The sequence below is a fragment of the Sediminibacterium sp. GW821-FHT12F12 genome (assembly GCF_058806635.1).
This window is the reverse complement of sequence record NZ_JBXAPW010000002.1, coordinates 444,570-466,099: the sequence shown is the minus strand read 5'-3', so window position 1 is coordinate 466,099 and position 21,530 is coordinate 444,570. Positions and strand designations below refer to the sequence as shown.

The following is a 21,530-nucleotide window of genomic DNA, read 5'->3' as shown; positions in this document are numbered from 1 at the left end:
TATGTTTAAAACATCTGATATGAAACGATCTTCTGTAAAAAGATATAGCGGGTATCTGCTGGCCACGATGATGGTATTGCTTTTCGCTTTCCCATCCGGCGCATTTGCCGCCGGTCCACCGGTACCTTCCGAAATGTCTAAACCCATGGCGCAGGTACTGATATTCATCATCATTGGTCTTTTACTGATCATTGCCTTACTGGCCAATGTGGTGATGGGTGCTGCACAGTTATACCTGCAGCGCTACAAAGACGCCAAAAATGCAGCGGGCGGTCCGGGTAAATTACTCAGCCTGCTGGCCCTCTGCCTGATCAGTACACCTATGTTTGCACAGGATGCGGCTGCTACCGCGGCCGTTGCTGCACCTGTAGCAGATAATTTCGGCGGTTTGTCTGCTACCGCTTTTTATGCTTTGATTTCTGTAATCCTTATTGAATTGATCATCCTGTTCACACTGCTGTATAATTTAAAGTTATTGCTGGCAAAAGAAAAAGCAGCAGCTGTTCTCGCAGGAGAAACTCCCAAACCATCATTCAGCTGGAGTGCCTGGTGGGATAAATTCAATAGCCTCCGCCCCATTCACGAAGAAGCCAATATTGACCTCGGTCACGACTACGATGGTATCCGCGAACTGGATAACCGTTTACCGCCATGGTGGTTATATGGATTTTATCTCTGTATCATTTTTGCGGGTATCTATATCTACCGTTATCACGTAGCACATAGTGCTCCCTTACCACAGGAAGAATTGCAGATAGCTATGACAGCTGCCGCTGCAGAAAAAGAAGAATACCTGAAAAAATCTGCCAATAAAGTAGATGAGAATACCGTAACTTACCTGTCAGATGCAGCTTCGCTGGAAGCAGGTAAAAAAGTGTTTACCACGGTATGTGCAGCCTGTCACCAGGCAGACGGCGGTGGTTCAGTAGGTCCCAACCTGACTGATGAGTTCTGGATCCATGGAGGCAGTATCAAAGACATCTTCAAAACCATTAAATATGGCTGGCCCGAAAAAGGGATGAAGAGCTGGCAGGATGATTATTCACCAGTGCAGATCGCACAAATGGCCAGTTATGTAAAATCATTAAAAGGTACCAAACCGGCCAAGCCGAAAGAAGCACAGGGTACCGTGTATGAAGAGAATGCAGCAGCACCTGCCCCGGCGGCAGCTGATTCTGCGAAAGCAACCGTTGACAAAAAATAACAGCGGTTAACAGATAAGATGAGTGAGATCAAACATACCAACGAACCGTTAACGGAAAATTTCCGCGACAGAATTGCTACCGTAGACGAAAGTGGTAAGCGGAAATGGATATACGCACATAAACCCAAAGGAAAATTCTACAATATCCGAAGCTGGTTAAGTGCCCTGTATTTTATTGTATTCTTCGGGCTGCCCTTTGTACAGATCAATGGGCGGCCTCTTTTTATGTTCAATATCCCCGAGGCAAAATTTATCCTGTTCGGAAAAATTTTCTGGCCACAGGACTTTTTCATCTTCGGGATCACGATGATCACATTCGTATTCTTCATCATACTGTTCACCGCTGCATTCGGTCGTTTGTTCTGCGGATGGGCCTGCCCACAGACCAATTTTATGGAAATGATGTTCCGTAAAGTGGAGTTCCTGATACTGGGTGATGCCCCTGCGCAAAAAATGCTGCAAAACGCACCGTGGACATCCGCTAAGATCACCAAAGTGGCATTGAAACATGTAGTATTCTATTTGTTATCATTTGTGATTGCCAACTTTTTTCTGGCCTACATCATTGGTGTAAAAGAACTGGAGAAGATTATTACGGAACCGGTTAGCCAGCATATTGTAGGTTTTTCTTCGATCCTTGTTTTCAGCGGCGTGTTTTATGCGGTATATGCCTTTTTCAGAGAGCAGGCCTGTACCGTGGTTTGTCCCTATGGTCGTTTACAGAGCGTGTTGCTCGATAAGAACTCTATGATCGTAGCCTACGATTATAAACGTGGCGAACCGAGGGGCAATGCCAAAAAAACACACGATGAGCACCTGGGTGATTGTATCGATTGCCATCTCTGTGTGAAAGTATGTCCAACGGGTATCGATATCCGGAACGGTGTGCAAATGGAGTGTGTAGGCTGTACCGCCTGTATAGATGCCTGTAACAGCATCATGGATAAATTGGACAGGCCACGCGGACTGATTCGCTACGCTTCAGAAAATTCCATCGCCAATGGCGAACCGCTGCATTATACTACCCGTATGAAGTTCTATACCGGTTTGTGTGCTTTTGTATTGTGTATTCTTACTGTATTGCTGTTAACCCGTGTAGATATTGATGCCACTATTATGCGGACACCCGGAATTCTGTACCAGGAGCGGGGTGCCGATAGTATTTCCAATCTCTACAATATCAAAATGGTGAACAAAACCGTTGAGCCGGCACAGGTAGATGTAAGGCTGGAAGATGGTAACGGCAAAGTAGAGATCATTGGTAAACCCTATATTTCTGTAGAAAAAGAAGGCCAGGGTTCCGGATCTTTTTTTGTGGTGCTGCCCAATTCCCGCGTGAATAACCGGAAAACAGAATTGAAACTGGGACTGTATATCGCTGATAAGAAAGTAGCTTCGCTGAAGACCAATTTTCTGGGTCCGGCCAATTAATCCATTTAAAACCAAATACATGAACTGGGGCAATAAACTGGTGGTTGTTTTTATTCTGTTTGCAATATTGATGGCCACATTGGTATATAAGGCGGTTAATACAAAGTTTGAGCTGGTCAGCAAAGACTATTATAAAGATGAATTGCGTTACCAGGACAGAATAGATGGCAGAAACAATGCTGCGCTGATTGGTAAAGTAGCTGTTACGCAGGATGCAGAAGCCCTTACCATCGGGTTACCAGATGAAATGAAGGGTGTAAAAGTAGAAGGCGAAGCCTGGTTTTACTGTAAAACAGATGCGGTGCGCGACCGGAAAATTGCTTTGGTAGTTGATACCAGCGGTAAACAGTTGATTCTGAAAAACCAACTGACCAGAAAAACTACCTATGAATTAAAACTGAACTGGCAGGCCGGCGACCAGAAATATTATACAGAACAGATTGTAAATGTGAACTAACCAGATGTACGGGCAATTACTGATAACAGGTTTTGTTCTGGGCGCTGTGAGTAGTTTTCACTGCGTGGGTATGTGTGGACCTATTGCGTTTTCACTACCGGTTCATTACCTGCCAAAGTCGCAAAAGGCACTCGGTATTTTTCTCTATAATTTGGGCCGGATATTTACCTATTCTATACTGGGCCTGCTGTTTGGTTTTGTAGGTCGCCAGATTTACCTGGGAGGTATGCAGCAGGGTTTTTCTGTTTTTCTCGGAGCCTTGATTCTTTTTACATTACTGGGATCTTTGTTACCTAAGAAATTATTCCGTGTACGTTGGGCCGAAAAGTTTACACAAGCTTTACAGCGATTTATAGCCCGTTATATGCAGCAACGTAAATTGTATGGCATGTTTGTATTAGGAGCCGCCAATGGTTTATTGCCCTGTGGCATGGTGTATTTTGCTATCACCGGTGCTTTGGCAGCGGGTACGGTAGAAGGGGGCGTTCTCTTTATGGCCGCTTTCGGTTTTGGCACATTACCTGCCATGTTTGCACTGTCTTTTTTTGGCAGCATGATTGGTATGGCAGCTCGCAATACCATGAAGAAAGCAGTTCCTTATGTTTTGTTTACAATGGGTATTTTATTGATCCTCAGAGGACTGAATCTGAATATTCCCTATATAAGTCCTTACCTGCATAATCATTCGCAGGATGGTATCTCCTGCCATTAGTGCTTTAACATTTCATTGTTAAACCATTGACATTTTATTGTATCTATTACATAGAACTTTGCTTCAGGCAACAGACGATAAAAATCCTGTATCTAAGTAGGAAATGGTCGGTTGAAAAGGTTTAACAGAGTTTAACAGAAGAAAAAAAACCGGCGGCACAGGATTTGCGTTAATAAGAATAGAAAACAGAAACAAGTTTACATTTTTCTCATAAGCAGTTAGTTTTGGTTGCGGTCCCGATTTCTATCGGGACCAATTTTTTTCTACCCCTTCACCAGCAATTTCCGGAGGCTGATATAATAGGCAAGTACGCAGCCCGCTGTATCGGCCAGAATATCACTGTATTCAAAAGAGCGGTTAATGATCCAGTTATCCTGCACAAATTCCATCAAAATACCATAGAGAATCCCGCCAAGCGTAATGAATAGAAACCATTTCTTTCTTTGTTCATTGTTATAGCTGCTTACACGTAATGGCAGCATACTTAAAAAGCAAAGCATGCCAAAAAGCCCGATATGTACCCATTTGTCTGCGTGAATAGTAGCCAGCCAGGGATAACTGGGAACAGCAGAACCCGGTAAGGTTAACAAAATAATACTGAGTATGAACCAACTAATGGTAGGAAGGAAACGGATGATTTTCAAGTAAGGCTGATATTTAGGGAGGCAAGTAAGCCATTTTTTTACATATACAATGTTAATCAGCGATAGTTACAAAAGAAGAAGCCGCAGTACGAAGATTTCATTTGAAATCATACGCACTGCAGCTTCACATTAAGATCGAATAGTTTTCTTATCCTACTTTTCCCGCTACATACATCTGATCAAGGGTAGGACTGGCACTACCACCTTTGTTCTCGAGGGTAATGGCAAACATGGAAGCGGCAGGGATATTTTTCATCTTACACAATCCGGCACAGGCATCTATTACGCCGGCGTCTACCGGTTTGCCATCTACAATGGCCCATAACTGGTATTGTTTGCCGGCGGCGGCTTCAGGTAATTTATTGGGCAGAAGGTAAACATCTCTTGATTTGCTGTCCCAGAAAACAGTAGCCAGGCTGTTCTCCTTTCCGGCTACACCGGGCATGGATACTTTGATCATGGAAGGATCGCTCATCATCTGCATATTGCTGTAGAGGTCAAGCAGTTTGGTCTGGGTTTGCTGGTTATCCGAGAGCAGGCTGGTTTTTTCTACCAGTAATGCCTGGTAAGCAGTATTGGCAGAACTAAACTGTTTGTAGAAATATACATTGAGTGAAGCACTCACTACCAGCAGTATCACAGAGGCGGCCGCCATATAACGGCTCCAGCCTATCACCACCCCTTTTTTACTCTTTTTCTCAAAATCAAGTTCAGCTAAAAGCTGCTCTTTTACACGGGAGGCGGGCACAACGGCAGTGGCCAGGGCCTGCTGTTCGAGCGCAGCTTCGAACTCGTCTATCGCCTTCCTGATTTCAGGATGCTGACGGCTCAGCTGTTCCAGTTCGGCAGCTTCCTGTGCATCGGCCATGCCTAAGACATAGCTTTCAATCACGCCACTTTCTATGTAAGCCTTGATATCCACTTTATGGTTTAATAATTTCTCTTAATTGTGTTAAAGCGGCCCGTAACCGCGTTTTTACTGTGCCTAAGGGGATCTCCAGCATTTTGGCAATCTCATCCTGGGTAAAACCCTGGAAATAAGATAGTTCCACCAATACCCTGTATTCTTCCTTCAGGCTGTGCACCATTTTTCTTAACCCGATCTGGTCTGTCCGGGTTTCGGTAACTCCCCCGGTTGTATATACGTCTTCTGTTAGTTCCCGGTTTTGCCGGCTGTTCTGGAAGCTTTTGCTACGCACCGTATCTATAGAAGCGTTGCGGGCAATATTAAGCATCCAGGTAAACAGGCGTCCTTTGCTGCTGTCGTAGCTATCGATCTGCTTCCAGATCTTTACAAAAACCTCCTGCAATACATCATTGGCCAGTTCTTCCTCATTCACAATATTCAGAATGATGGAAAGCAGAGCGCCTGAATAATTATCATACAGGTACCCAAAGGCATATTGACTCCGTTGCCGGAGCAGCTGTACCAATTCCGGTTCGGTGTATTTTTTAACTACTTCCAAAAGCAGGTTTACTAAGGTTGATATGGGATATACGAAAGAAAGGACTCCCTGGTTTTATCCAACCAAAGCTGCATAAGCGGCACTATCCATCAAGGCAGATACAGAAGCCGGATCGCTGACAGTCAGCTTGATCATCCAGCCATCGCCATACGGATCTGTATTAACCAGTTCCGGCTGTTTTTCCAGCAAAGGATTGCTTTCTATAACGGTTCCTTCAACCGGCAGAAACAGGTCGCTAACGGTTTTTACCGCTTCTACGGTACCAAAAAGACCTTCGGCTGGCAGGGTCTGGCCAATGGTATTGATGTCTACATACACAATATCTCCCAACTCATGCTGGGCAAAATCAGTGATACCAATAGTGGCAACATTGCCATCCAGGCGAATCCATTCATGGTCTTTGGTGTAGCGAACATCTGCTGGGAAATTCATAACGTAAGTTTTAGTATTGCAAATATTTAGATAAAAAACGGTTGAGAGAAATTAAATAATGGAGGTTGGGGAGTGAAAAGTTAATAGTTAAAAGTGAAAAAAGGGGGTTGAAGTACATACACTTTACCTGATTCCCACTATTAACTATCGACTTTTAACTATTAACTCCTAAAACCCCTGCTGCTCAAAATACAGCAACACGTGGTCTTTGATAAAGTTCTCCTGCTCGGGTAAAACCATTACGGGTAATTCTTTTACCTGTTTGTAATGGGGCCAGCCTTCTTCATCATTGCCTTCCAGTATATAATAACCACTCTGACTGAGCACCCGGCATACGGCCACGTGCATCAGGTCCTGTTTCTGTTCTTTGGAGATCTTTTCCTGCAGAAAACCTGTTTCCTGCATACCGATCAGGAATAAAACCGCTTCCAGGTCGGGTTTTTTACCAAATCGCTCCACCAGTTTGGCTTCCAGGTTCCACCATCTTTGCTGTAAATCGTCTGAAATAAACATAATTATTGCAAAGGTAAACCGTGGAAGCATGCCATCATCAACCGGCAAAAGTTATCTTTGCGGCAAATTGGACCCTTTATGTTACAAGTGAGTGTATTGCGCAACAATACAGCTGAGGTTAAAAAAAGACTGGCTGTGAAACATTTTAAACAGCCGGAACTGGTAGATACGATCATTGCCCTGGACGATACAAGAAAAAAACTGCAGGCCGATTTTGATGGCACTCAGGCCAAAGTGAACAGCGCATCTAAAGAGATCGGAAAATTGATGGGGCAGGGCAATAAAGAAGGAGCCGAAGCCCTGAAAGCCGATGTAGCCAGCTGGAAAGCCACACTGGAACCCCTGAAAGAACAAATGGCCACTGTTGAAAAAGAACTGCTGGATACAATTGTATTATTACCCAACCTGCCTTCTGAACAGGTACCTGAGGGTAAATCGCCGGAAGAAAATGTGGTAGTGAGAGAGGGTGGACAAAAACCCGTGTTACCCGAAGGCTCCGTGCCGCATTGGGACCTGATTAAGCAATACGACCTGGTAGATTTTGAAACCGGCGCCAAAATTACCGGTAGCGGTTTCCCGTTGTACAAAGGCAAAGGAGCCAAATTACAACGCGCCCTGGTACAGTATTTCCTCGACTTTAACACAGCAGCCGGTTACACCGAATACCTGCCACCGTTTATGGTAAACGAAGCCAGTGCATTTGCCACCGGACAATTACCGGATAAAGAAGGACAGATGTACCATGCTACGGCCGATAATTTTTACCTGATCCCTACGGCGGAAGTACCTGTTACCAATATTTACCGCGATACCATTCTGAAACTGGATGAGCTGCCCGTTAAGATGACGGCTTATTCCCCCTGCTTCAGAAGAGAAGCGGGTAGTTTTGGAAAAGATGTGCGTGGCTTGAACCGTGTTCACCAGTTTGAGAAAGTGGAGATCATCCAGATTGTTGAGCCGGCCACCAGTTATACTGTGCTGGATGAAATGGTGAACCATGTAGAAAAACTGCTGCAATCTTTACAGCTGCCTTACCGCATCCTGCGTTTGTGTGGCGGCGATATGGGCTTCACCAGCGCTATAACCTACGACTTTGAAGTATTCAGTGCCGCCCAGGAACGCTGGCTGGAAGTAAGCAGTGTCAGCAATTTTGAAAGCTACCAGACCAATCGCATGAAATGCCGTTACAAAGATGCCGATGGTAAAATGCAGCTCACCCATTCACTAAACGGAAGTTCTCTGGCCCTGCCCAGAATTGTGGCCTGCCTGCTCGAAAATAACCAGACAGCAACAGGTATCCAGTTGCCGGCTGTGCTGCATAGTTACTTTGGTGCGGAGAAAATCTAGGGAACAATTGAATATCGAACAAGGAATATCGAATGTCGAAGTATTATCCGATCGACATTCGATATTCCTTGTTCAATATTCGACATTCCTACGGTGTTATTTCCACCCTCGTTCCCACCGGTAATAAACTAAAAATTTCCTGGATATACATGTTCTTGGTACTGATGCAACCTTCGGTCCAGTTCTGGTATTGATCAATGGCAAAATCTTCGCGTGGCCAGGTGCCGTGAATGCCTATACCGCCGCCGATCTGTGCGTTGGCGGGTAGTAAACCCCTGGCTTTACGCTCGTTGAATTTCTGGTAGCTGTCTGCATTGGGGTAATCGATCAAAAGAAAAGCGTTCCATTTGGGGTGCCGGCGTTTGGCAGTGATATGAAAGGTGCCTTCGGGTGTTTTGCGATCGCCCTGCATCATCTTATCACCAAGGTCTTTGTTGCCGAATACAACGGGATAGCTGACAATTCTTTCTCCGCTGGAATCAAACAAATGCAAAACGTATTTACGTTTTTCTACCCGCACATAATAAGTGCCAGGAGTGGCAAACCGTTTATCTGGCGGAATTTTTTTAAAAGAGGTTTGGGTGAGGCTGATAACACCTAATACTGAGAGGCAGACAGGTAGGTTCATGGGTTGGGTTTTATGAACAGCAACCTATCGTATCTGCCTGTTGTGTTTTGGTTAATTCACCAAAAATTAAGTTAATGCCGGAGAAGCTATGCAGCGATTTAAGAAAACGCTAACCACTGATTCTGCGTACTGCAGACAGGTGCGCTGGCTTCACAAAAAGCACCCCCTGAAAAGGGGGCGCGCTGTGTAACATGAGAAAAAAACTAAGTTGGATCTTACCAGTTGCTGAAGCGGATACCAACTGTGTAAGGATATTGTTCTACGCGGGTAACATCTTTCTGTAACCGGTTCAGGCTATAGCTGCCATAAACGCGTACCGGACCTAACCCCATCTCACCTATCAGGGCCACACGCCATTGTTCAAAATTGAAATCACCTTTGTATTTCTGTTTGCCACGCTCGCCGCTGATCTGTTTGTTGCGGCTATTGGTTAAATAACCCGCACTAACACCGGCACTGATGCTGAAACCTCTTCTGCTATCGGGAGTGGTATTGATGTTCAGCATAACCGGGATGGTGAGATACTCTACATACAACTTGTTCTTGGTAAAACTGATAGAGTCGTTGAACACAAAGGGAGCGGGTTCTTTGCGGTAACTTAATCTGGTATCATAGCGGTAATTATACATTTCCAGCCCCAGGCCATACTTCAGGTTCACCACATGTTTGATCAGGTTTACTTTCTGCATAAAAAACCAGATGTTCACGTTGCTGGATTTGCCGTTGATGAGTTTGTAACTGTTCTGGTTCACTGCACCATCCGCTGGGCGGAAAGTTTTGAAATAGCCACCTGTTGCTGCAGCGGTATAATCTGTCTGGTCGCGCATATTGGCAAAACCCAGGTCCATGATCCACCAGTTGGTGCTGATATTACTTCTTCTGCGGGTGCGGCGTTCAATGCTGTATTCTATGGAGCCGCGCCGCTTTCTGTTATCATCGTCAGAAGAAACGTTACCGGCATTCTTCTTTTTAATGATGATGAAGTTACCCACTTTTACGGTGTCTGTATTTTTCGCGGAACTATCTGTCTGCGCCCAGCTGATTCCTGTAACCAGCAGGCAGGCTGCTGCCATAACGATTCGTTTCATATCTTTTTCTTTTCTGTTTATTTTGATGGTCTTGTACTGATGGAAGAAGAACTGCTCTCTTCTTCGGTTTTAGCTTTACTGCGGAAAATGCTGCCCGCTTTTCTGAAGAAGCCGCGGAGTTTGTCTTTATTGATCTCCAGCGAACCGAGGAGCAAGGTTTTTTTCTGATCAGCCGATTCGGTATCCAGTTCCCGATATACGGCCGGGTGTATATTGTTGTCTGTGTTCTCGGTTATATTGTTCAACTGTTCATTGGCGGGTTTTACCATGTTCACATTATCCAGCACCGCATTATCGCCCGAAACCCGGTTGGTATTGGATGCCACTGTTTCAAATCCATTGCCGGAAACGGTGGTGATCACATCTGCATCGCTTCTTGGTATATCAACCGTTCTCACCGGTTCAGTATTGGCTGCGAGCAGATCGGTTGCCGGATTAACAACCGCTGTTTTCTGCTGCGTTGGGCCTGCTGTGTTGCCCGATTGGGTATTACCGGCAGTAACTGCTGTTCCCTTATCATCACCGGTAACGGGGGTGGTACCGGGTGCTGTTATGTTGGTTGCCTGGTTACCATTGGCTGCCGGTGTATTTATTTGTTGCGCCAGCACCGGTTCGGTATTGGGTTGCTGCGGAATAACGGTCCAGAGCAAAACCGCCACACCTGTCAGTACCGCCGCCACAGCCATCCGCTGCCAGCGCATATAAATAACGGGCCTTTCTTTTTTATCTTCCCGGTACAGCGATGTTTTGTGGGGGAAAAGGATCTGCTCCGGTACCAGGCGGGTCTGTTTCAGCCGGGTAAAGGATTCCTGCAAGGCGGGGTGCTGTAATACAAATCTTTCCACCTGCTCTTTACCGTCTGCATCCAGTTCATCATCTACATATAACAGAAACTGCTCTTCGTGGTTGCTGGTGTTGATCTCTGCTGAGCCATTCCGGTAAAGCAGTGTCTTATCATCAAAATTCCATGCTTCTATGGGTAACTGTGCTTGCTGCAACATCTCCAGCTCAACGGCGAAGTGTGGATTTTCCTGCACAAACCGGTCTACGGCCTGTTTGTCTGTGGCAGACAGTTCCCCGTCTACATACAGCAGGAAAAATTCCTCGTAATTATGTTGGTTAATATTGAGCACAGATTATTTTGATTAGTTGTATGATTTCTCTGATATATGATTTCGTTGATTCTTCACAGGTATGGTTTCTCTGATGGCTTATCTCACATTTTCGGCGCTTACCAAATAATTCCGCAGCGTTAACCGGGCCCGGTGCAGGTAAACTTTTACCTGGCTTTCGTTCAGTCCCATGATCTCGCCTATTTCTTCGTAACTATAGCCCTCATAATCTTTCAGCATCACCAGGCTTCTTTGTGTTTCGTTCAGCTGGTTCAGTGCTTCCATCAATACTTTTTTTAGGTTGGTATTGGTGGCCTGCTGTACCCTTGCATCTTCCGCAAAATCCTCTTTCAGCTGGATCCGTTTATTTTTACGGATATGGTCGATCATCTGGTTATAGGCAACGGTAAACAGGTAAGATTTAGATTTCTCGGGCTCCACCGATTCCCTGTTGCGCCATAATTTTTCAAAAGCGGTCTGTACAATATCACGTGCATCCTCTTCATGGCGAAGATTCTTCACAATGAACCGGTACACGTTATCCGCATATTGGTTCACACATTCATTGTACGCTTTCTCGGTCATAAACAGCAGGGAATAGCTTTGGTTGTTTGCCTTGTTTCAGATATTATACGCATCAGCCGGTATTATGTTACACTGCAAAGAAAAAAAATCCTGCGTTATTGGCGCAGGATCGGTATGATTTAGTTGATGGATACGATCAGGTGGTTTTCCGGGCTTGCCAGAACGCCTGTATCCGGGTTTATACCGGCCGGGCTTTTTTCGCAGGTTACGGTTGCAGACTGGCTCTCCAGCAGTAAAAAGGTCACAAACGTAACAGATACGGCAATTAATACCAGCAGCAGGATTGATTTTGACCTCATACAAGTGGGGTTATTGGTATACGAAAATACTGTAATCCATCACCTGTGGGTTCAACAAAACGTTAAATCCAACCTCTAATAATCGATCACCTGCTCCTGTATCGCGGCCGGGATCTCCCTGAATTCGTATTGCTGGCCACGTAACTGGGGTTCAAAACCGGCTTCGCGGATGGCTTCCTGCATGGTTTTGTAGGTAAAACGGTGGGGGGCACCGGCGGCGCTTACCACATTTTCCTCGATCATGATACTGCCAAAATCATTGGCACCGGCATGCAGGCAGATCTGGGCGGTTTGTTTACCCACGGTAAGCCAGCTGGCCTGGATATTCTTGATATTCGGCAGCATAATGCGGCTGATGGCGATCATCCGGATATACTCATCCGGTGTGGTCAGGTTATGTACGCCCCTGATGCGCGCCAGCAAAGTGTCTACATCCTGGAAGGTCCATGGGATGAAAGCAAGGAAACCCTTGGCATTCTCCGGTTTCCTGCTCTGCACTTCCCGGATCCTGACTAAATGTATAAAACGTTCTTCCAGGGTTTCCACATGGCCAAACATCATGGTGGCACTGGTGGTGATATTGAGTTTGTGTGCTTCGTGCATCACCGCCAGCCACTCGTCTGCCCCGCATTTCCCTTTGGAAATAAGGCGTCTCACCCTGTCAACCAGGATCTCGGCACCCGCACCCGGCAATGAGTCCAGACCCGCTTCCTGTAAGGCTTTCAGGGTATCGTGGTGACTCATTTTTTCCAGTTTACTGATATGCGCTACTTCGGGTGGCCCCAGTGCATGCAGTTTAATGGTAGGGAATTCCTGCTTGATGGCGCGGAAAGTGTTGGTGTAAAAATCAAGTCCCAGTTCCGGGTGGTGCCCGCCCTGCAACAGCAATTGGTCGCCGCCGTATTTCAGGGTTTCGGTGATCTTTTTGCGGTAAGTGTCCATATCGGTGATATAGGCATCCGCATGGCCGGGGATCCGGTAAAAATTACAGAACTTACAATTGGCAATGCAAACATTGGTGGTGTTCACGTTCCGGTCTATCTGCCAGGTTACTTTGTTATAAGGCACCTGTATCTTCCGCATTTCATCGGCTACATACATCAGTTCTGTGAGGGGGGCATGTTCAAATAAGAACATTCCTTCTTCGATACTGAGGAACTCAAATTTCAGGGCTTTCTGGTACAGATCGGCTAATTGCATATTCAACACTTTAAAAGAAGAACAAAGGTACTGCGATATGGTTGATTGACCTTGCATCGAAAACCAATTATTTGCTGTCCTTCATTTAGGCCGTTTATCTTCTATCCGGGCAACCTCATACAGATAATGATCGTTTGCATCAGAAATCATCCTATTTTCAACCTGCATGAAACCGGTCTTAATTGCATTTGCCATGTTTTGCCTCTGTATCAGCGGCAAAACGCAGGAGGAATTTGTTTCTCCGGAGGCCAGGCTATTAACCAGATTCTCCTTTACCCAGTTAAGCGGAGGCATTGTGATTGTTCGGGCCGTTCTCGACAATTATCCTGATACACTCAATTTTGTTTTTGATACCGGCAGCGGCGGCATTTCCCTGGATTCTTCTACGGTAGATTTTCTGAAACTTTCCACCGTAAAAACAGAAAAGACCATCCGGGGCATCGCAGGTATCAAAAATGTGGATTTTACTATGGGGCATACCCTGAAACTGGGAACACTGGAAGTAGAAAAACTCGATTTTCATATCAATGACTATGAATTGCTGACCAGTGTATACGGGGTCCGTATCGATGGTATTATCGGCTACAGCTTTCTGCGCAGGTATATCGTAAGACTGGATTATGATAACATGTTTATCGAAGTGTATTCGCCGGGTTCATTCAAATATCCCCGCGGCGGTTATATGCTGAAACCCAATTTTTCTACGCTTCCGTTGCAGTCTGCCGTAATCCAGGACGACAGGCTCATTGCCAGCCGTTTTATCTTTGATACCGGCGCCGGACTCAGCATCCTGCTTTCCAAAGATTTTGTGGATGACAGTGTGGTATTCAGAAAGAACCGCAAGTTTTATCCTACGCAGGCAGAAGGACTTGGGGGCAAACGGCAGATGTCTGTTTCGGTGGTAAAGGAGGTGAAGCTGGGCCCTTACAAGTTCAAACGGGTGCCGATACATATTTTTGAAGATGAATACAATGTTACTTCTTACCCTTTACTGGGAGGCCTGATCGGTAATGATATCCTGCGCCGTTTTAATGTGATCCTGAACTATCCGGAGCAGAGTATCCATATCAAACCCAATACGCATTACAACGAAAGCTTCGATTATTCCTATACCGGTCTCGGTATTTACCTGGTGGATGGGGAGATCCGTGTAATTGATATCATGCCGGGCTCGCCCGGAGACAAAGCCGGTTTTCTGCCGGGTGATGTGATCTTTTCTGTAGAAACCAATGCTTCCAAGAACATCCAGACCTACAAAAATCTTTTCCAGAACAGCATCGGCAAAATGCGCGTAGTCATCTTCCGCGACCAGAAACCGCTGGTGCTCACGATCGATATCAAAGATATCAGGCGGTAGGGGAATATCGAACAGATGAACAGATGAACAGACGAACAGAGGTAATGTAATAAACCTACTCCTCCGTTCATCTGTTCGTCGGTTCCTTGCTCATCTGTTCATCTGTTCATTTTCCCCTATTTTGCACCCTCTTTAACCGTGTGTATGATAAGATATGACCGTTTTGTATTGGATAATGGCCTGCGGGTGCTGGTTCATGAGGACCATTCTACCCCGATGGCGGTGGTGAATATGATGTATGATGTGGGTGCCAGAGATGAGAACCCTGCCCAAACCGGCTTCGCTCACCTGTTTGAACACCTGATGTTCGGCGGCAGCATCCATATTCCGGATTATGACGAGCCCCTGCAGCGGGCAGGTGGTGAGAACAATGCCTATACTACCAACGACCTCACCAATTATTATTGCCAGTTACCGGCAGAAAACATAGAAACCGCTTTCTGGCTGGAGAGTGACCGGATGTTGAGTCTTGCCTTCGGACAAAAAAGCCTGGATGTACAGAAAAAAGTGGTGTGCGAAGAGTTCAAGGAACATTATATCAATAAACCTTATGGCGATGTGTGGCATAAAATGCGGGAGCTGGCTTATACCACGCATCCCTATCGCTGGATGACGATCGGGAAGGAACTGAGTCATGTAGAAAATGCACATATCGACGATGTAAAGAATTTTTTCTTCAAACATTACCGGCCGGTAAATGCGATTTTGGTGGTGGCAGGACATGTAGAACTGGAAAAGATCAAACAGCTGGCACAGAAATGGTTTGGCGATATTCCGATGGGAGAAAAATACAACCGCTCACTGCCGCAGGAACCCCGGCAAACAGCCGCCCGTGTGGCAGAAGTATATGCCGATGTGCCATTGGATGCTTTTATCAAAACCTGGCATATGGATGCGCGGCTGGATAAAGGTTATTATGTAATGGACCTTGCCACAGAAGTGCTGGGCGGCGGCGGATCATCGCGTTTATACCAGGCACTGGTAAAAGAGAAACAGCTGTTCTCCAGTATCGATTGTTATCATTTTGGCAGTATTGACAAAGGTTTGCTGGCCGTAGAAGGCAAACTGGTGAAAGGGGTTGCCATGGGAACAGCTGCCAAAGCTGTTGAAGAAGAGATTGAGAAAATACAGGCAGTAACTATCAGTGATACCGAACTGCAGAAAGTGAAAAACAAAACTGAGAGCGTAATTGCTTTTGAAGATATGGGCGTGATGAGTCGTGCTAACAGCCTGGCCATGTATGAGCTGCTGGGCGATGCAGAACTGATGAATACCGAACTGGCGCGTTACCAGGAAATTACAGCGGCAGATGTGCAGCAATACTGTAAAGAAGTATTCCGGAACGATAACAGCAATACCTTATTTTATCACACTAAGTAAAGAGCATGACCAATAGAACAAGTGCGCCGGAGATCATTGATGCGGTTAATATGCAATTGCAGTTGCCACCCTACGAACATTTTACCCTGGACAACGGTGTGCCTGTGTATACGATCGATGCGGGGGCACAGGAAGTAATACTGATAGAATGGGTATTTTATGCGGGTAACTGGTACGAAGAAAAAAACATTGTAGCCGCCACCACCAATTTCATGCTCAAGAACGGAACCCGGCATAAAAAAGCCTTTGCCATTAATGAGCATTTTGATTTTTATGGTGCTTACCTGAACAGGAGTTGCTATAATGAAACAGCTACCATTACCCTGCATTGCCTCAGTAAACATTTACCTGAACTGTTGCCGGTAGTAGCCGAACTGATGACGGAATGTATTTTCCCCGAAGAAGAGCTATCGATTTATAAGCAGAACCAGAAACAAAGATTGGAAGTGAACCTGAAGAAATGCGACTTCATCGCTAACCGGTTGATCGATGAATATGTATATGGGTTTCATCATCCTTACGGAAAATATACCTCTACACTGGATTACGATAACCTGCAGCGCGATGAGCTGGAGGCTTTTTACCGTAAATTTTATACAGGGGGCAAATGTCTGATGTTCGTGGCAGGCAAACTGCCCACAGATATTCAGCAACAGTTGAACAGCAATTTCGGGCACCTGCCTTTTCAGCCGGGAAATCTGCCAGCAGTGAACTTTGATACCCATCCGGCTGAGACTAAAAAATACAATATCATCAATGATGAGAATGGTGTACAGGGAGCGATCCGTATTGCGAGGCCCTTCCCTAACAGGCACCATCCCGATTTTTCAAAGGCACAGGTGCTGAATAATATCTTCGGTGGTTTTTTTGGATCCAGACTGATGAGTAATATCCGCGAAGACAAAGGGTATACCTACGGCATACACAGTTATATGCAGAACCATATCCACACCAGTGCCTGGATGATCAGCACCGAAGCAGGTCGGGATGTATGCGCCGCCACTATTGAAGAAGTGTACAAAGAAATAGCCATTCTGCGGAATGAACCGGTAGAAGCGGAAGAACTGGATCTGGTGCGTAATTATATGATCGGCTCCCTGCTCGGAGACCTCGATGGTCCGTTCCAGATCATTGCCCGCTGGAAGAATTATATCCTGAACGGTTTAACCGAAGAATATTTCTACAACAGCATCAAAACCGTACAAACCATCACCGCCGAAGAGATCCAGGCCCTTGCCCAGCATTATCTGGAGCCGGATTCGTTTTATGAAGTGGTAGTGGTGTAGGCATTGCGAATATCGAATATCGAACAGGGAATGTCGAACGCCGAACTAACTCTCCGATCGATATTCGGCGTTCCCTGTTCGATATTCGATATTTAAGTGGTAACTTAACCTCTCAATAAATCCATATGGGAAGGTTCTTTGCTAAAACCATCGCTACAGCAGTGGCTGTTCTGTTCGCCGCTTATATATTGAAAGGGGTGCAGGTAGATAGTACAGTTACGGCTTTACTCGTGGCCGTAGTGCTGGGCTTGCTGAATAGTTTTATCAAACCTATCCTGATCATCCTAACTATTCCCATTACCATTATTACCCTCGGACTCTTCCTCTTATTCATCAATATCCTGATCATTAAATGGGCCGCCAGCCTGGTGCCGGGCTTTACGGTGGATGGTTGGGTATCTGCTTTACTGTTCAGCCTGGTGGTAAGTTTTGTTTCTTCACTGATCGAGGCACTGATCGGTTCTAACAACGACGGGAACAAAACCTCATAAGGTTTTCAGCAATTCCTTTACTTTTTCACTGATATAATCACGTACTTCATTAAATGCAGCAGGCTCCATGTGTTTGGGATCGGGGATCTGCCAGTCGATGAACTGTTTGGCGGGCATCCACGGACAGGCATCTCCGCAGCCCATGGTTACCACTGCATCAAAAGGGGCATATTTTTCTACTTCCTGTAATGATTTACTATCGTGAGTACTGAGATCATACCCCAGTTCTTTCATGGCTGCAATGGCTTTTGGATTAACGATGCCACTGGGTTTGCTGCCGGCACTATAGGCTTCCACCGTATCGCCACCATGCATGATGGCAAAAGCCTGGCTCATCTGGCTGCGGTTACTGTTTTCTACACAAACAAATAATACTTTCTTTTTGGGTAACATGAATGATGATTGATTATGCGTTAGTAAGCGGTTGTGTATAATATTTTTTCTGCAGCCAGAAAGCCACATTCACCAAAGCGATGAGTGCCGGTACTTCTACCAGCGGACCGATGACACCGGCAAAAGCCTGCCCTGAATTGATACCGAATACGCCAATGGCTACAGCAATGGCCAGTTCAAAATTATTTCCGGTTGCGGTAAAAGAAACAGCGGCATTTTTGGCATAATCTGCACCAAGTGCTTTGGCTACAAAAAAGCTGGAGAGAAACATCAGGATAAAATAGATCACCAGCGGGATGGCGATTCTGATAACATCCATCGGTATGCGAACAATGAGTTCTCCTTTTAAGCTGAACATGACGAGGATCGTAAATAAAAGCGCGATCAGTGTAATAGGTGAGATAAAGGGAACGAATTTCTGCTGAAACCATTCTTCGCCCTTTAGCCGGATCAGTGTGTACCGACTGATCACACCCGCTGCAAATGGAATACCGAGATAAATAGCTACTGATTCTGCAATCATACCGATAGTGATATTTACTTCCAGACCCTTGATGCCAAATAGCGGCGGTAATACGGTAATGAAAAGCCAGGCATACACACTATATAATAAAACCTGGAAAATACTGTTCAATGCTACTAATCCTGCAGCATATTCGCGGTTACCTTCTGCCAGTTCGTTCCATACCACTACCATGGCAATACAACGCGCGAGACCGATGAGGATGAGACCGATCATGTATTCAGGGTAGCCCTGTAAAAAAACAATGGCCAGCAGAAACATCACAATGGGACCAATGATCCAGTTCAGTAACAGCGAGGCACCCAGCACTTTGGTATTTGTAAATACTTCGTGCATTTTTTCATAACGCACTTTGGCCAGGGGCGGGTACATCATCAGGATCAAACCAACTGCCAGCGGAATATTGGTAGTACTACTTGAAAACTGGTTGATAAAACCAGCCGAAGAAGGAAACAAATAACCGATACCTACCCCGATAGCCATAGCCAGAAAGATCCAGAGGGTGAGATAGCGGTCGAGGAAACTGAGTTTTTTTCTTTCGTGAGCCGGGGCGCAATGATTGGCAGACATGTAATGGAATTATAAATGAGTACTTCTTTTTTCCAATAATACGGTATCTCTCCAAACACCGTTCATTTTACCAATCTTTTCACGGGTGCCTACGATGCGGAAACCGCAGGCTTTGTGAATGGCGAGACTGGCTTCATTCTCCGGAAACACACCTGCCTGCAATGTCCACAGGTTTTCTTTTTCACTTTCGGTGATGAGTGCCTGCAGCAATTGTTTACCCACTCCTTTGCCACGGGCAGTGGCACTTACATACACACTTACTTCGCCCACACCGGCATACACACATCGGCCACTAACGGGTGTGATGGCGGCCCAGCCTAATATGGTATCGTTTTCAATAGCTACCAGTCTGGGTTTTTTACTGTGCGCCGCATCCCATTCTTCCCAGGAAGGGGCAGTGGTTTGAAAAGTGGCATTACCGGTGGCAATACCTTCTTCATAAATGGTCTTAACAGCTTCCCAGTGAGAGGGAAGCAGCATTGTAATATTCATAAGCATGGTATTAAATTCTCTGCGCCATCTCTGCCTCTCTTGTTCTCTGCGGTTGGTACATTTTCCAACCGCAGAGAACAAGAGAACGGGGAGATTTTCGCAGAGAGTGAATTAGCTGCAACAACCCGGTGCACAACAAGCTGCTTTCTCTACAGGTTTTTCGGCATATACGGTTACGCTGTAAATGCCCATATTACTGTTACGGAAAGCGGCGATCTCTTCCTCGCTGATATAGTTACTGAGAATATCATCCGGGATATTGATCCCTTTTTCTTTCTGTACGGTGATATTGGTAAACCCAGTGCTGTTGATCAGCTCCAGGTATACCTGTTTCTGAATAGCACCCGATACACAGCCTGCATACATTTCGGCGGCTTCTTTTAATTGCGCAGGCAGTTCTCCTTCGAGTACAATATCAGAAATGCTGAAATGACCGCCGGGTTTTAATACGCGGTATACTTCTTTTAATACATTGAACTTGTTGGGAACGAGGTTGAGTACGCAGTTGCTGACTACCACATCGGCTACATTGGCCGATACGGGCATATGTTCGATATCGCCAAAGCGGAACTCTACATTGTGAAAACCAAGTTTCTCTGCATTGGTTCTCGCTTTCTCGATCATTTTTTCTGTGAAATCAATACCGATCACTTTCCCTGTTTCGCCGGTAGCGGCACGGGCTACAAAACAATCGTTGCCGGCACCACTGCCCAGGTCGATCACCACATCTCCTTTTTTGATCTGCGCAAACTGCGTAGGTAAACCACAGCCGAGGCCCAGGTCGGCGTCGGCGTTATAACCCTGCAGTTGCGAATAATCATCTGCCATCAGGTTATACACTTCATCGCTGCAGCAGCCGGAGCCGCAGCAGGAAGACAGATTCTGCGTACGCGATTGATCGGCGATCTCGCCGTACTTTTCTTTTACCAAAGCTTTTAATTCCTGTTCGGTTTGCATATTATTTTTTTTATGGTTTGTAATAACGCCTTTGCACTTCAACAGAACTCATTCGTAAGAGTGCAGAGGCGCGTTTGTTAACAACAGTTGGTGGTGTTCTCCGTTTTCAGCGATGTAAAGAGAGAATCAAAAACCCCGTGCAGATTTTCAAATGCTTCGCGGTTGATGCAGTAACAGCTTTTGGGTCCGTCGATGGTTCCTTTGATGAGTCCGGCGTTCTTTAATTCTTTCAAATGCTGCGAAACGGTGGATTGTGCCAGTGGTAATATGTCTACGATCTCGCCGCAGATGCAGGCGTTCTGCGCGGCCAGGATTTTTAGAATAGCGATACGGGCCGGGTGCGAAAGTGTTTTGGCGATGGTGGCCAGATCCTGTTCTTCCTGTGTAAATGTGTCTGTTTTAGCGGATGCCATTGGTTTATCGTTTTTGTACGATAGGACAAAGGAAGGAAGAATTTTTGATTAATCGTACAAATACGATAAATATTTTTAAAAATAGTTTTATCTTATCATTCCTGTCTGCAAATACCCATAGAAAATAAGCTGAATCCTTCTTAACAAGTCAAATCTTCACTTTTTGTGAACTTTTGATATATTTGTATGGGTCTATGAAAGTGCATCTCATTAAAGAGAAAACGATCAGACAGTTTATGGCAATATACCCAGGCAGCAGGGTCTCGTTTGCGGAGTGGATTACCAAACTGAAACTGGCCAACTGGCAAGAACCCGGTGATATCAAAAATACTTTTCCTGCGGCTGATCTGCTGGGCAGGGGAACGGCCAGGGTTGTATTTGATATAGCCGGTAACCGTTACCGGCTGATCGGGAAATATGCATTTGGTGAAACGCAGGTGCATGTATTTGTTTGCTGGATCGGTACACATGCTGCGTATGATACATTGTGTAAAGAAGAAGAGCAGTACAGTATCAATATCTATTAGACAGATCTTCGCAAACAATGTTT

Annotated in this window: 26 protein-coding genes; 10 read left to right on the top strand and 16 right to left on the bottom strand. The window is 45.6% G+C overall.

Annotated elements, in window-relative coordinates:
- The first annotated feature begins 19 nt into the window (after positions 1-19).
- From AC1RNB_RS04510 to AC1RNB_RS04495, 4 genes are read left to right on the top strand one after another with little or no spacing between them, the layout of a single operon-like run.
- Positions 20-1,204 (top strand): cbb3-type cytochrome c oxidase N-terminal domain-containing protein, encoded by a 1,185-nt coding sequence (locus AC1RNB_RS04510; protein WP_493081078.1) that lies wholly within the window; start codon positions 20-22, stop codon positions 1,202-1,204.
- A gap of 18 nt (positions 1,205-1,222) precedes the next feature.
- A complete protein-coding gene (gene ccoG / locus AC1RNB_RS04505) occupies positions 1,223-2,635 on the top strand; it encodes a cytochrome c oxidase accessory protein CcoG (protein ID WP_493081076.1) in 1,413 nt (470 codons plus the stop codon).
- 19 nt (positions 2,636-2,654) lie between these two features.
- Positions 2,655-3,092 carry a FixH family protein gene (locus AC1RNB_RS04500; RefSeq protein ID WP_493081074.1) on the top strand — a complete coding sequence of 146 codons (438 nt, stop codon included), beginning with the start codon at positions 2,655-2,657 and terminating at the stop codon, positions 3,090-3,092.
- Positions 3,093-3,096: 4 nt separating this feature from the next.
- The gene (locus AC1RNB_RS04495) at positions 3,097-3,804 is read left to right on the top strand and encodes a sulfite exporter TauE/SafE family protein (protein ID WP_493081072.1); all 708 of its coding nucleotides are present in this window, start codon (positions 3,097-3,099) and stop codon (positions 3,802-3,804) included.
- A 263-nt stretch (positions 3,805-4,067) separates the two neighbouring features.
- On the opposite strand, the gene AC1RNB_RS04490 is transcribed toward AC1RNB_RS04495, so the two are convergent.
- From AC1RNB_RS04490 to AC1RNB_RS04470, 5 genes are all read right to left on the bottom strand, one after another.
- Positions 4,068-4,448, bottom strand: coding sequence for a VanZ family protein (locus AC1RNB_RS04490; RefSeq protein WP_493081070.1), 381 nt, complete (start codon positions 4,446-4,448; stop codon positions 4,068-4,070).
- A 148-nt stretch (positions 4,449-4,596) separates the two neighbouring features.
- On the bottom strand, positions 4,597-5,370 hold the full coding sequence (locus AC1RNB_RS04485) for an anti-sigma factor (protein WP_493081067.1): 774 nt from the start codon (positions 5,368-5,370) through the stop codon (positions 4,597-4,599).
- Position 5,371: 1 nt separating this feature from the next.
- Positions 5,372-5,914: an RNA polymerase sigma factor gene (locus AC1RNB_RS04480; protein WP_493081065.1), complete on the bottom strand. Its 543-nt coding sequence runs from the start codon at positions 5,912-5,914 to the stop codon at positions 5,372-5,374.
- Between the two features lie 54 nt (positions 5,915-5,968).
- Positions 5,969-6,346, bottom strand: coding sequence for a glycine cleavage system protein GcvH (gcvH, locus tag AC1RNB_RS04475; protein ID WP_493081063.1), 378 nt, complete (start codon positions 6,344-6,346; stop codon positions 5,969-5,971).
- Between the two features lie 168 nt (positions 6,347-6,514).
- Positions 6,515-6,859, bottom strand: coding sequence for a hypothetical protein (locus AC1RNB_RS04470; RefSeq protein WP_493081062.1), 345 nt, complete (start codon positions 6,857-6,859; stop codon positions 6,515-6,517).
- 78 nt (positions 6,860-6,937) lie between these two features.
- Between AC1RNB_RS04470 and serS the strand changes: the two genes are divergently transcribed.
- A complete protein-coding gene (serS, locus tag AC1RNB_RS04465; RefSeq protein ID WP_493081061.1) occupies positions 6,938-8,206 on the top strand; it encodes a serine--tRNA ligase in 1,269 nt (422 codons plus the stop codon).
- 88 nt (positions 8,207-8,294) lie between these two features.
- On the opposite strand, the gene AC1RNB_RS04460 is transcribed toward serS, so the two are convergent.
- The 6 genes from AC1RNB_RS04460 to mqnC form a co-directional block, all read right to left on the bottom strand.
- A complete protein-coding gene (locus AC1RNB_RS04460; protein ID WP_493081059.1) occupies positions 8,295-8,834 on the bottom strand; it encodes a L,D-transpeptidase family protein in 540 nt (179 codons plus the stop codon).
- A 215-nt stretch (positions 8,835-9,049) separates the two neighbouring features.
- Positions 9,050-9,922 carry an outer membrane beta-barrel protein gene (locus AC1RNB_RS04455; RefSeq protein ID WP_493081058.1) on the bottom strand — a complete coding sequence of 291 codons (873 nt, stop codon included), beginning with the start codon at positions 9,920-9,922 and terminating at the stop codon, positions 9,050-9,052.
- Between the two features lie 17 nt (positions 9,923-9,939).
- On the bottom strand, positions 9,940-11,055 hold the full coding sequence (locus AC1RNB_RS04450; protein WP_493081056.1) for an anti-sigma factor family protein: 1,116 nt from the start codon (positions 11,053-11,055) through the stop codon (positions 9,940-9,942).
- A gap of 78 nt (positions 11,056-11,133) precedes the next feature.
- On the bottom strand, positions 11,134-11,619 hold the full coding sequence (locus tag AC1RNB_RS04445; RefSeq protein ID WP_493081055.1) for an RNA polymerase sigma factor: 486 nt from the start codon (positions 11,617-11,619) through the stop codon (positions 11,134-11,136).
- A gap of 119 nt (positions 11,620-11,738) precedes the next feature.
- Positions 11,739-11,918, bottom strand: a complete 180-nt coding sequence (locus AC1RNB_RS04440; protein WP_493081053.1) for a hypothetical protein — start codon at positions 11,916-11,918, stop codon at positions 11,739-11,741.
- 75 nt (positions 11,919-11,993) lie between these two features.
- Entirely contained in the window at positions 11,994-13,175 is a 1,182-nt protein-coding gene (mqnC, locus tag AC1RNB_RS04435; RefSeq protein WP_493081051.1) for a cyclic dehypoxanthinyl futalosine synthase, read from the bottom strand.
- 109 nt (positions 13,176-13,284) lie between these two features.
- Between mqnC and AC1RNB_RS04430 the strand changes: the two genes are divergently transcribed.
- The 4 genes from AC1RNB_RS04430 to AC1RNB_RS04415 all read left to right on the top strand — a co-directional run bounded on the left by AC1RNB_RS04430 (position 13,285) and on the right by AC1RNB_RS04415 (position 17,632).
- The gene (locus tag AC1RNB_RS04430) at positions 13,285-14,475 is read left to right on the top strand and encodes an aspartyl protease family protein (protein ID WP_493081050.1); all 1,191 of its coding nucleotides are present in this window, start codon (positions 13,285-13,287) and stop codon (positions 14,473-14,475) included.
- A gap of 144 nt (positions 14,476-14,619) precedes the next feature.
- Complete coding sequence (locus AC1RNB_RS04425; protein WP_493081048.1) at positions 14,620-15,855, top strand: M16 family metallopeptidase; 1,236 nt, start codon at positions 14,620-14,622, stop codon at positions 15,853-15,855.
- Between the two features lie 5 nt (positions 15,856-15,860).
- Entirely contained in the window at positions 15,861-17,141 is a 1,281-nt protein-coding gene (locus tag AC1RNB_RS04420) for a M16 family metallopeptidase (protein ID WP_493081046.1), read from the top strand.
- Positions 17,142-17,266: 125 nt separating this feature from the next.
- On the top strand, positions 17,267-17,632 hold the full coding sequence (locus AC1RNB_RS04415) for a phage holin family protein (protein ID WP_493081045.1): 366 nt from the start codon (positions 17,267-17,269) through the stop codon (positions 17,630-17,632).
- On the opposite strand, the gene AC1RNB_RS04410 is transcribed toward AC1RNB_RS04415, so the two are convergent.
- The 5 genes from AC1RNB_RS04410 to AC1RNB_RS04390 all read right to left on the bottom strand — a co-directional run bounded on the left by AC1RNB_RS04410 (position 17,627) and on the right by AC1RNB_RS04390 (position 20,980).
- On the bottom strand, positions 17,627-18,025 hold the full coding sequence (locus AC1RNB_RS04410) for an arsenate reductase ArsC (protein ID WP_493081043.1): 399 nt from the start codon (positions 18,023-18,025) through the stop codon (positions 17,627-17,629). The two genes, AC1RNB_RS04415 and AC1RNB_RS04410, sit on opposite strands and share 6 nt — an antisense overlap.
- 13 nt (positions 18,026-18,038) lie before the next feature.
- Positions 18,039-19,118, bottom strand: coding sequence for an ACR3 family arsenite efflux transporter (arsB, locus tag AC1RNB_RS04405; RefSeq protein WP_493081041.1), 1,080 nt, complete (start codon positions 19,116-19,118; stop codon positions 18,039-18,041).
- 9 nt (positions 19,119-19,127) lie between these two features.
- A complete protein-coding gene (locus tag AC1RNB_RS04400) occupies positions 19,128-19,610 on the bottom strand; it encodes a GNAT family N-acetyltransferase (protein WP_493081039.1) in 483 nt (160 codons plus the stop codon).
- A gap of 111 nt (positions 19,611-19,721) precedes the next feature.
- Positions 19,722-20,567, bottom strand: a complete 846-nt coding sequence (locus AC1RNB_RS04395; protein WP_493081037.1) for an arsenite methyltransferase — start codon at positions 20,565-20,567, stop codon at positions 19,722-19,724.
- Between the two features lie 77 nt (positions 20,568-20,644).
- Positions 20,645-20,980 (bottom strand): ArsR/SmtB family transcription factor, encoded by a 336-nt coding sequence (locus AC1RNB_RS04390; RefSeq protein ID WP_493081035.1) that lies wholly within the window; start codon positions 20,978-20,980, stop codon positions 20,645-20,647.
- Positions 20,981-21,216: 236 nt separating this feature from the next.
- On the opposite strand from AC1RNB_RS04390, the gene AC1RNB_RS04385 reads away from it, so the two are divergent.
- A complete protein-coding gene (locus tag AC1RNB_RS04385) occupies positions 21,217-21,507 on the top strand; it encodes a type II toxin-antitoxin system HigB family toxin (protein WP_493081033.1) in 291 nt (96 codons plus the stop codon).
- Positions 21,508-21,530: the final 23 nt, after the last annotated feature.

What these genes read in the sequence shown, in the direction of transcription:
- AC1RNB_RS04510 (WP_493081078.1), top strand. Translation starts at nt 20, where the DNA reads ATGAAACGATCTTCTGTAAAAAGATATAGCGGGTATCTGCTGGCCACG.
- ccoG (WP_493081076.1), top strand. Translation starts at nt 1,223, where the DNA reads ATGAGTGAGATCAAACATACCAACGAACCGTTAACGGAAAATTTCCGC.
- AC1RNB_RS04500 (WP_493081074.1), top strand. Translation starts at nt 2,655, where the DNA reads ATGAACTGGGGCAATAAACTGGTGGTTGTTTTTATTCTGTTTGCAATA.
- AC1RNB_RS04495 (WP_493081072.1), top strand. Translation starts at nt 3,097, where the DNA reads ATGTACGGGCAATTACTGATAACAGGTTTTGTTCTGGGCGCTGTGAGT.
- gcvH (WP_493081063.1), bottom strand. Translation starts at nt 6,346, where the DNA reads ATGAATTTCCCAGCAGATGTTCGCTACACCAAAGACCATGAATGGATT.
- AC1RNB_RS04470 (WP_493081062.1), bottom strand. Translation starts at nt 6,859, where the DNA reads ATGTTTATTTCAGACGATTTACAGCAAAGATGGTGGAACCTGGAAGCC.
- serS (WP_493081061.1), top strand. Translation starts at nt 6,938, where the DNA reads ATGTTACAAGTGAGTGTATTGCGCAACAATACAGCTGAGGTTAAAAAA.
- AC1RNB_RS04460 (WP_493081059.1), bottom strand. Translation starts at nt 8,834, where the DNA reads ATGAACCTACCTGTCTGCCTCTCAGTATTAGGTGTTATCAGCCTCACC.
- AC1RNB_RS04455 (WP_493081058.1), bottom strand. Translation starts at nt 9,922, where the DNA reads ATGAAACGAATCGTTATGGCAGCAGCCTGCCTGCTGGTTACAGGAATC.
- AC1RNB_RS04445 (WP_493081055.1), bottom strand. Translation starts at nt 11,619, where the DNA reads ATGACCGAGAAAGCGTACAATGAATGTGTGAACCAATATGCGGATAAC.
- AC1RNB_RS04440 (WP_493081053.1), bottom strand. Translation starts at nt 11,918, where the DNA reads ATGAGGTCAAAATCAATCCTGCTGCTGGTATTAATTGCCGTATCTGTT.
- mqnC (WP_493081051.1), bottom strand. Translation starts at nt 13,175, where the DNA reads ATGCAAGGTCAATCAACCATATCGCAGTACCTTTGTTCTTCTTTTAAA.
- AC1RNB_RS04430 (WP_493081050.1), top strand. Translation starts at nt 13,285, where the DNA reads ATGAAACCGGTCTTAATTGCATTTGCCATGTTTTGCCTCTGTATCAGC.
- AC1RNB_RS04425 (WP_493081048.1), top strand. Translation starts at nt 14,620, where the DNA reads ATGATAAGATATGACCGTTTTGTATTGGATAATGGCCTGCGGGTGCTG.
- AC1RNB_RS04420 (WP_493081046.1), top strand. Translation starts at nt 15,861, where the DNA reads ATGACCAATAGAACAAGTGCGCCGGAGATCATTGATGCGGTTAATATG.
- AC1RNB_RS04415 (WP_493081045.1), top strand. Translation starts at nt 17,267, where the DNA reads ATGGGAAGGTTCTTTGCTAAAACCATCGCTACAGCAGTGGCTGTTCTG.
- AC1RNB_RS04410 (WP_493081043.1), bottom strand. Translation starts at nt 18,025, where the DNA reads ATGTTACCCAAAAAGAAAGTATTATTTGTTTGTGTAGAAAACAGTAAC.
- arsB (WP_493081041.1), bottom strand. Translation starts at nt 19,118, where the DNA reads ATGTCTGCCAATCATTGCGCCCCGGCTCACGAAAGAAAAAAACTCAGT.
- AC1RNB_RS04400 (WP_493081039.1), bottom strand. Translation starts at nt 19,610, where the DNA reads ATGAATATTACAATGCTGCTTCCCTCTCACTGGGAAGCTGTTAAGACC.
- AC1RNB_RS04395 (WP_493081037.1), bottom strand. Translation starts at nt 20,567, where the DNA reads ATGCAAACCGAACAGGAATTAAAAGCTTTGGTAAAAGAAAAGTACGGC.
- AC1RNB_RS04390 (WP_493081035.1), bottom strand. Translation starts at nt 20,980, where the DNA reads ATGGCATCCGCTAAAACAGACACATTTACACAGGAAGAACAGGATCTG.
- AC1RNB_RS04385 (WP_493081033.1), top strand. Translation starts at nt 21,217, where the DNA reads ATGGCAATATACCCAGGCAGCAGGGTCTCGTTTGCGGAGTGGATTACC.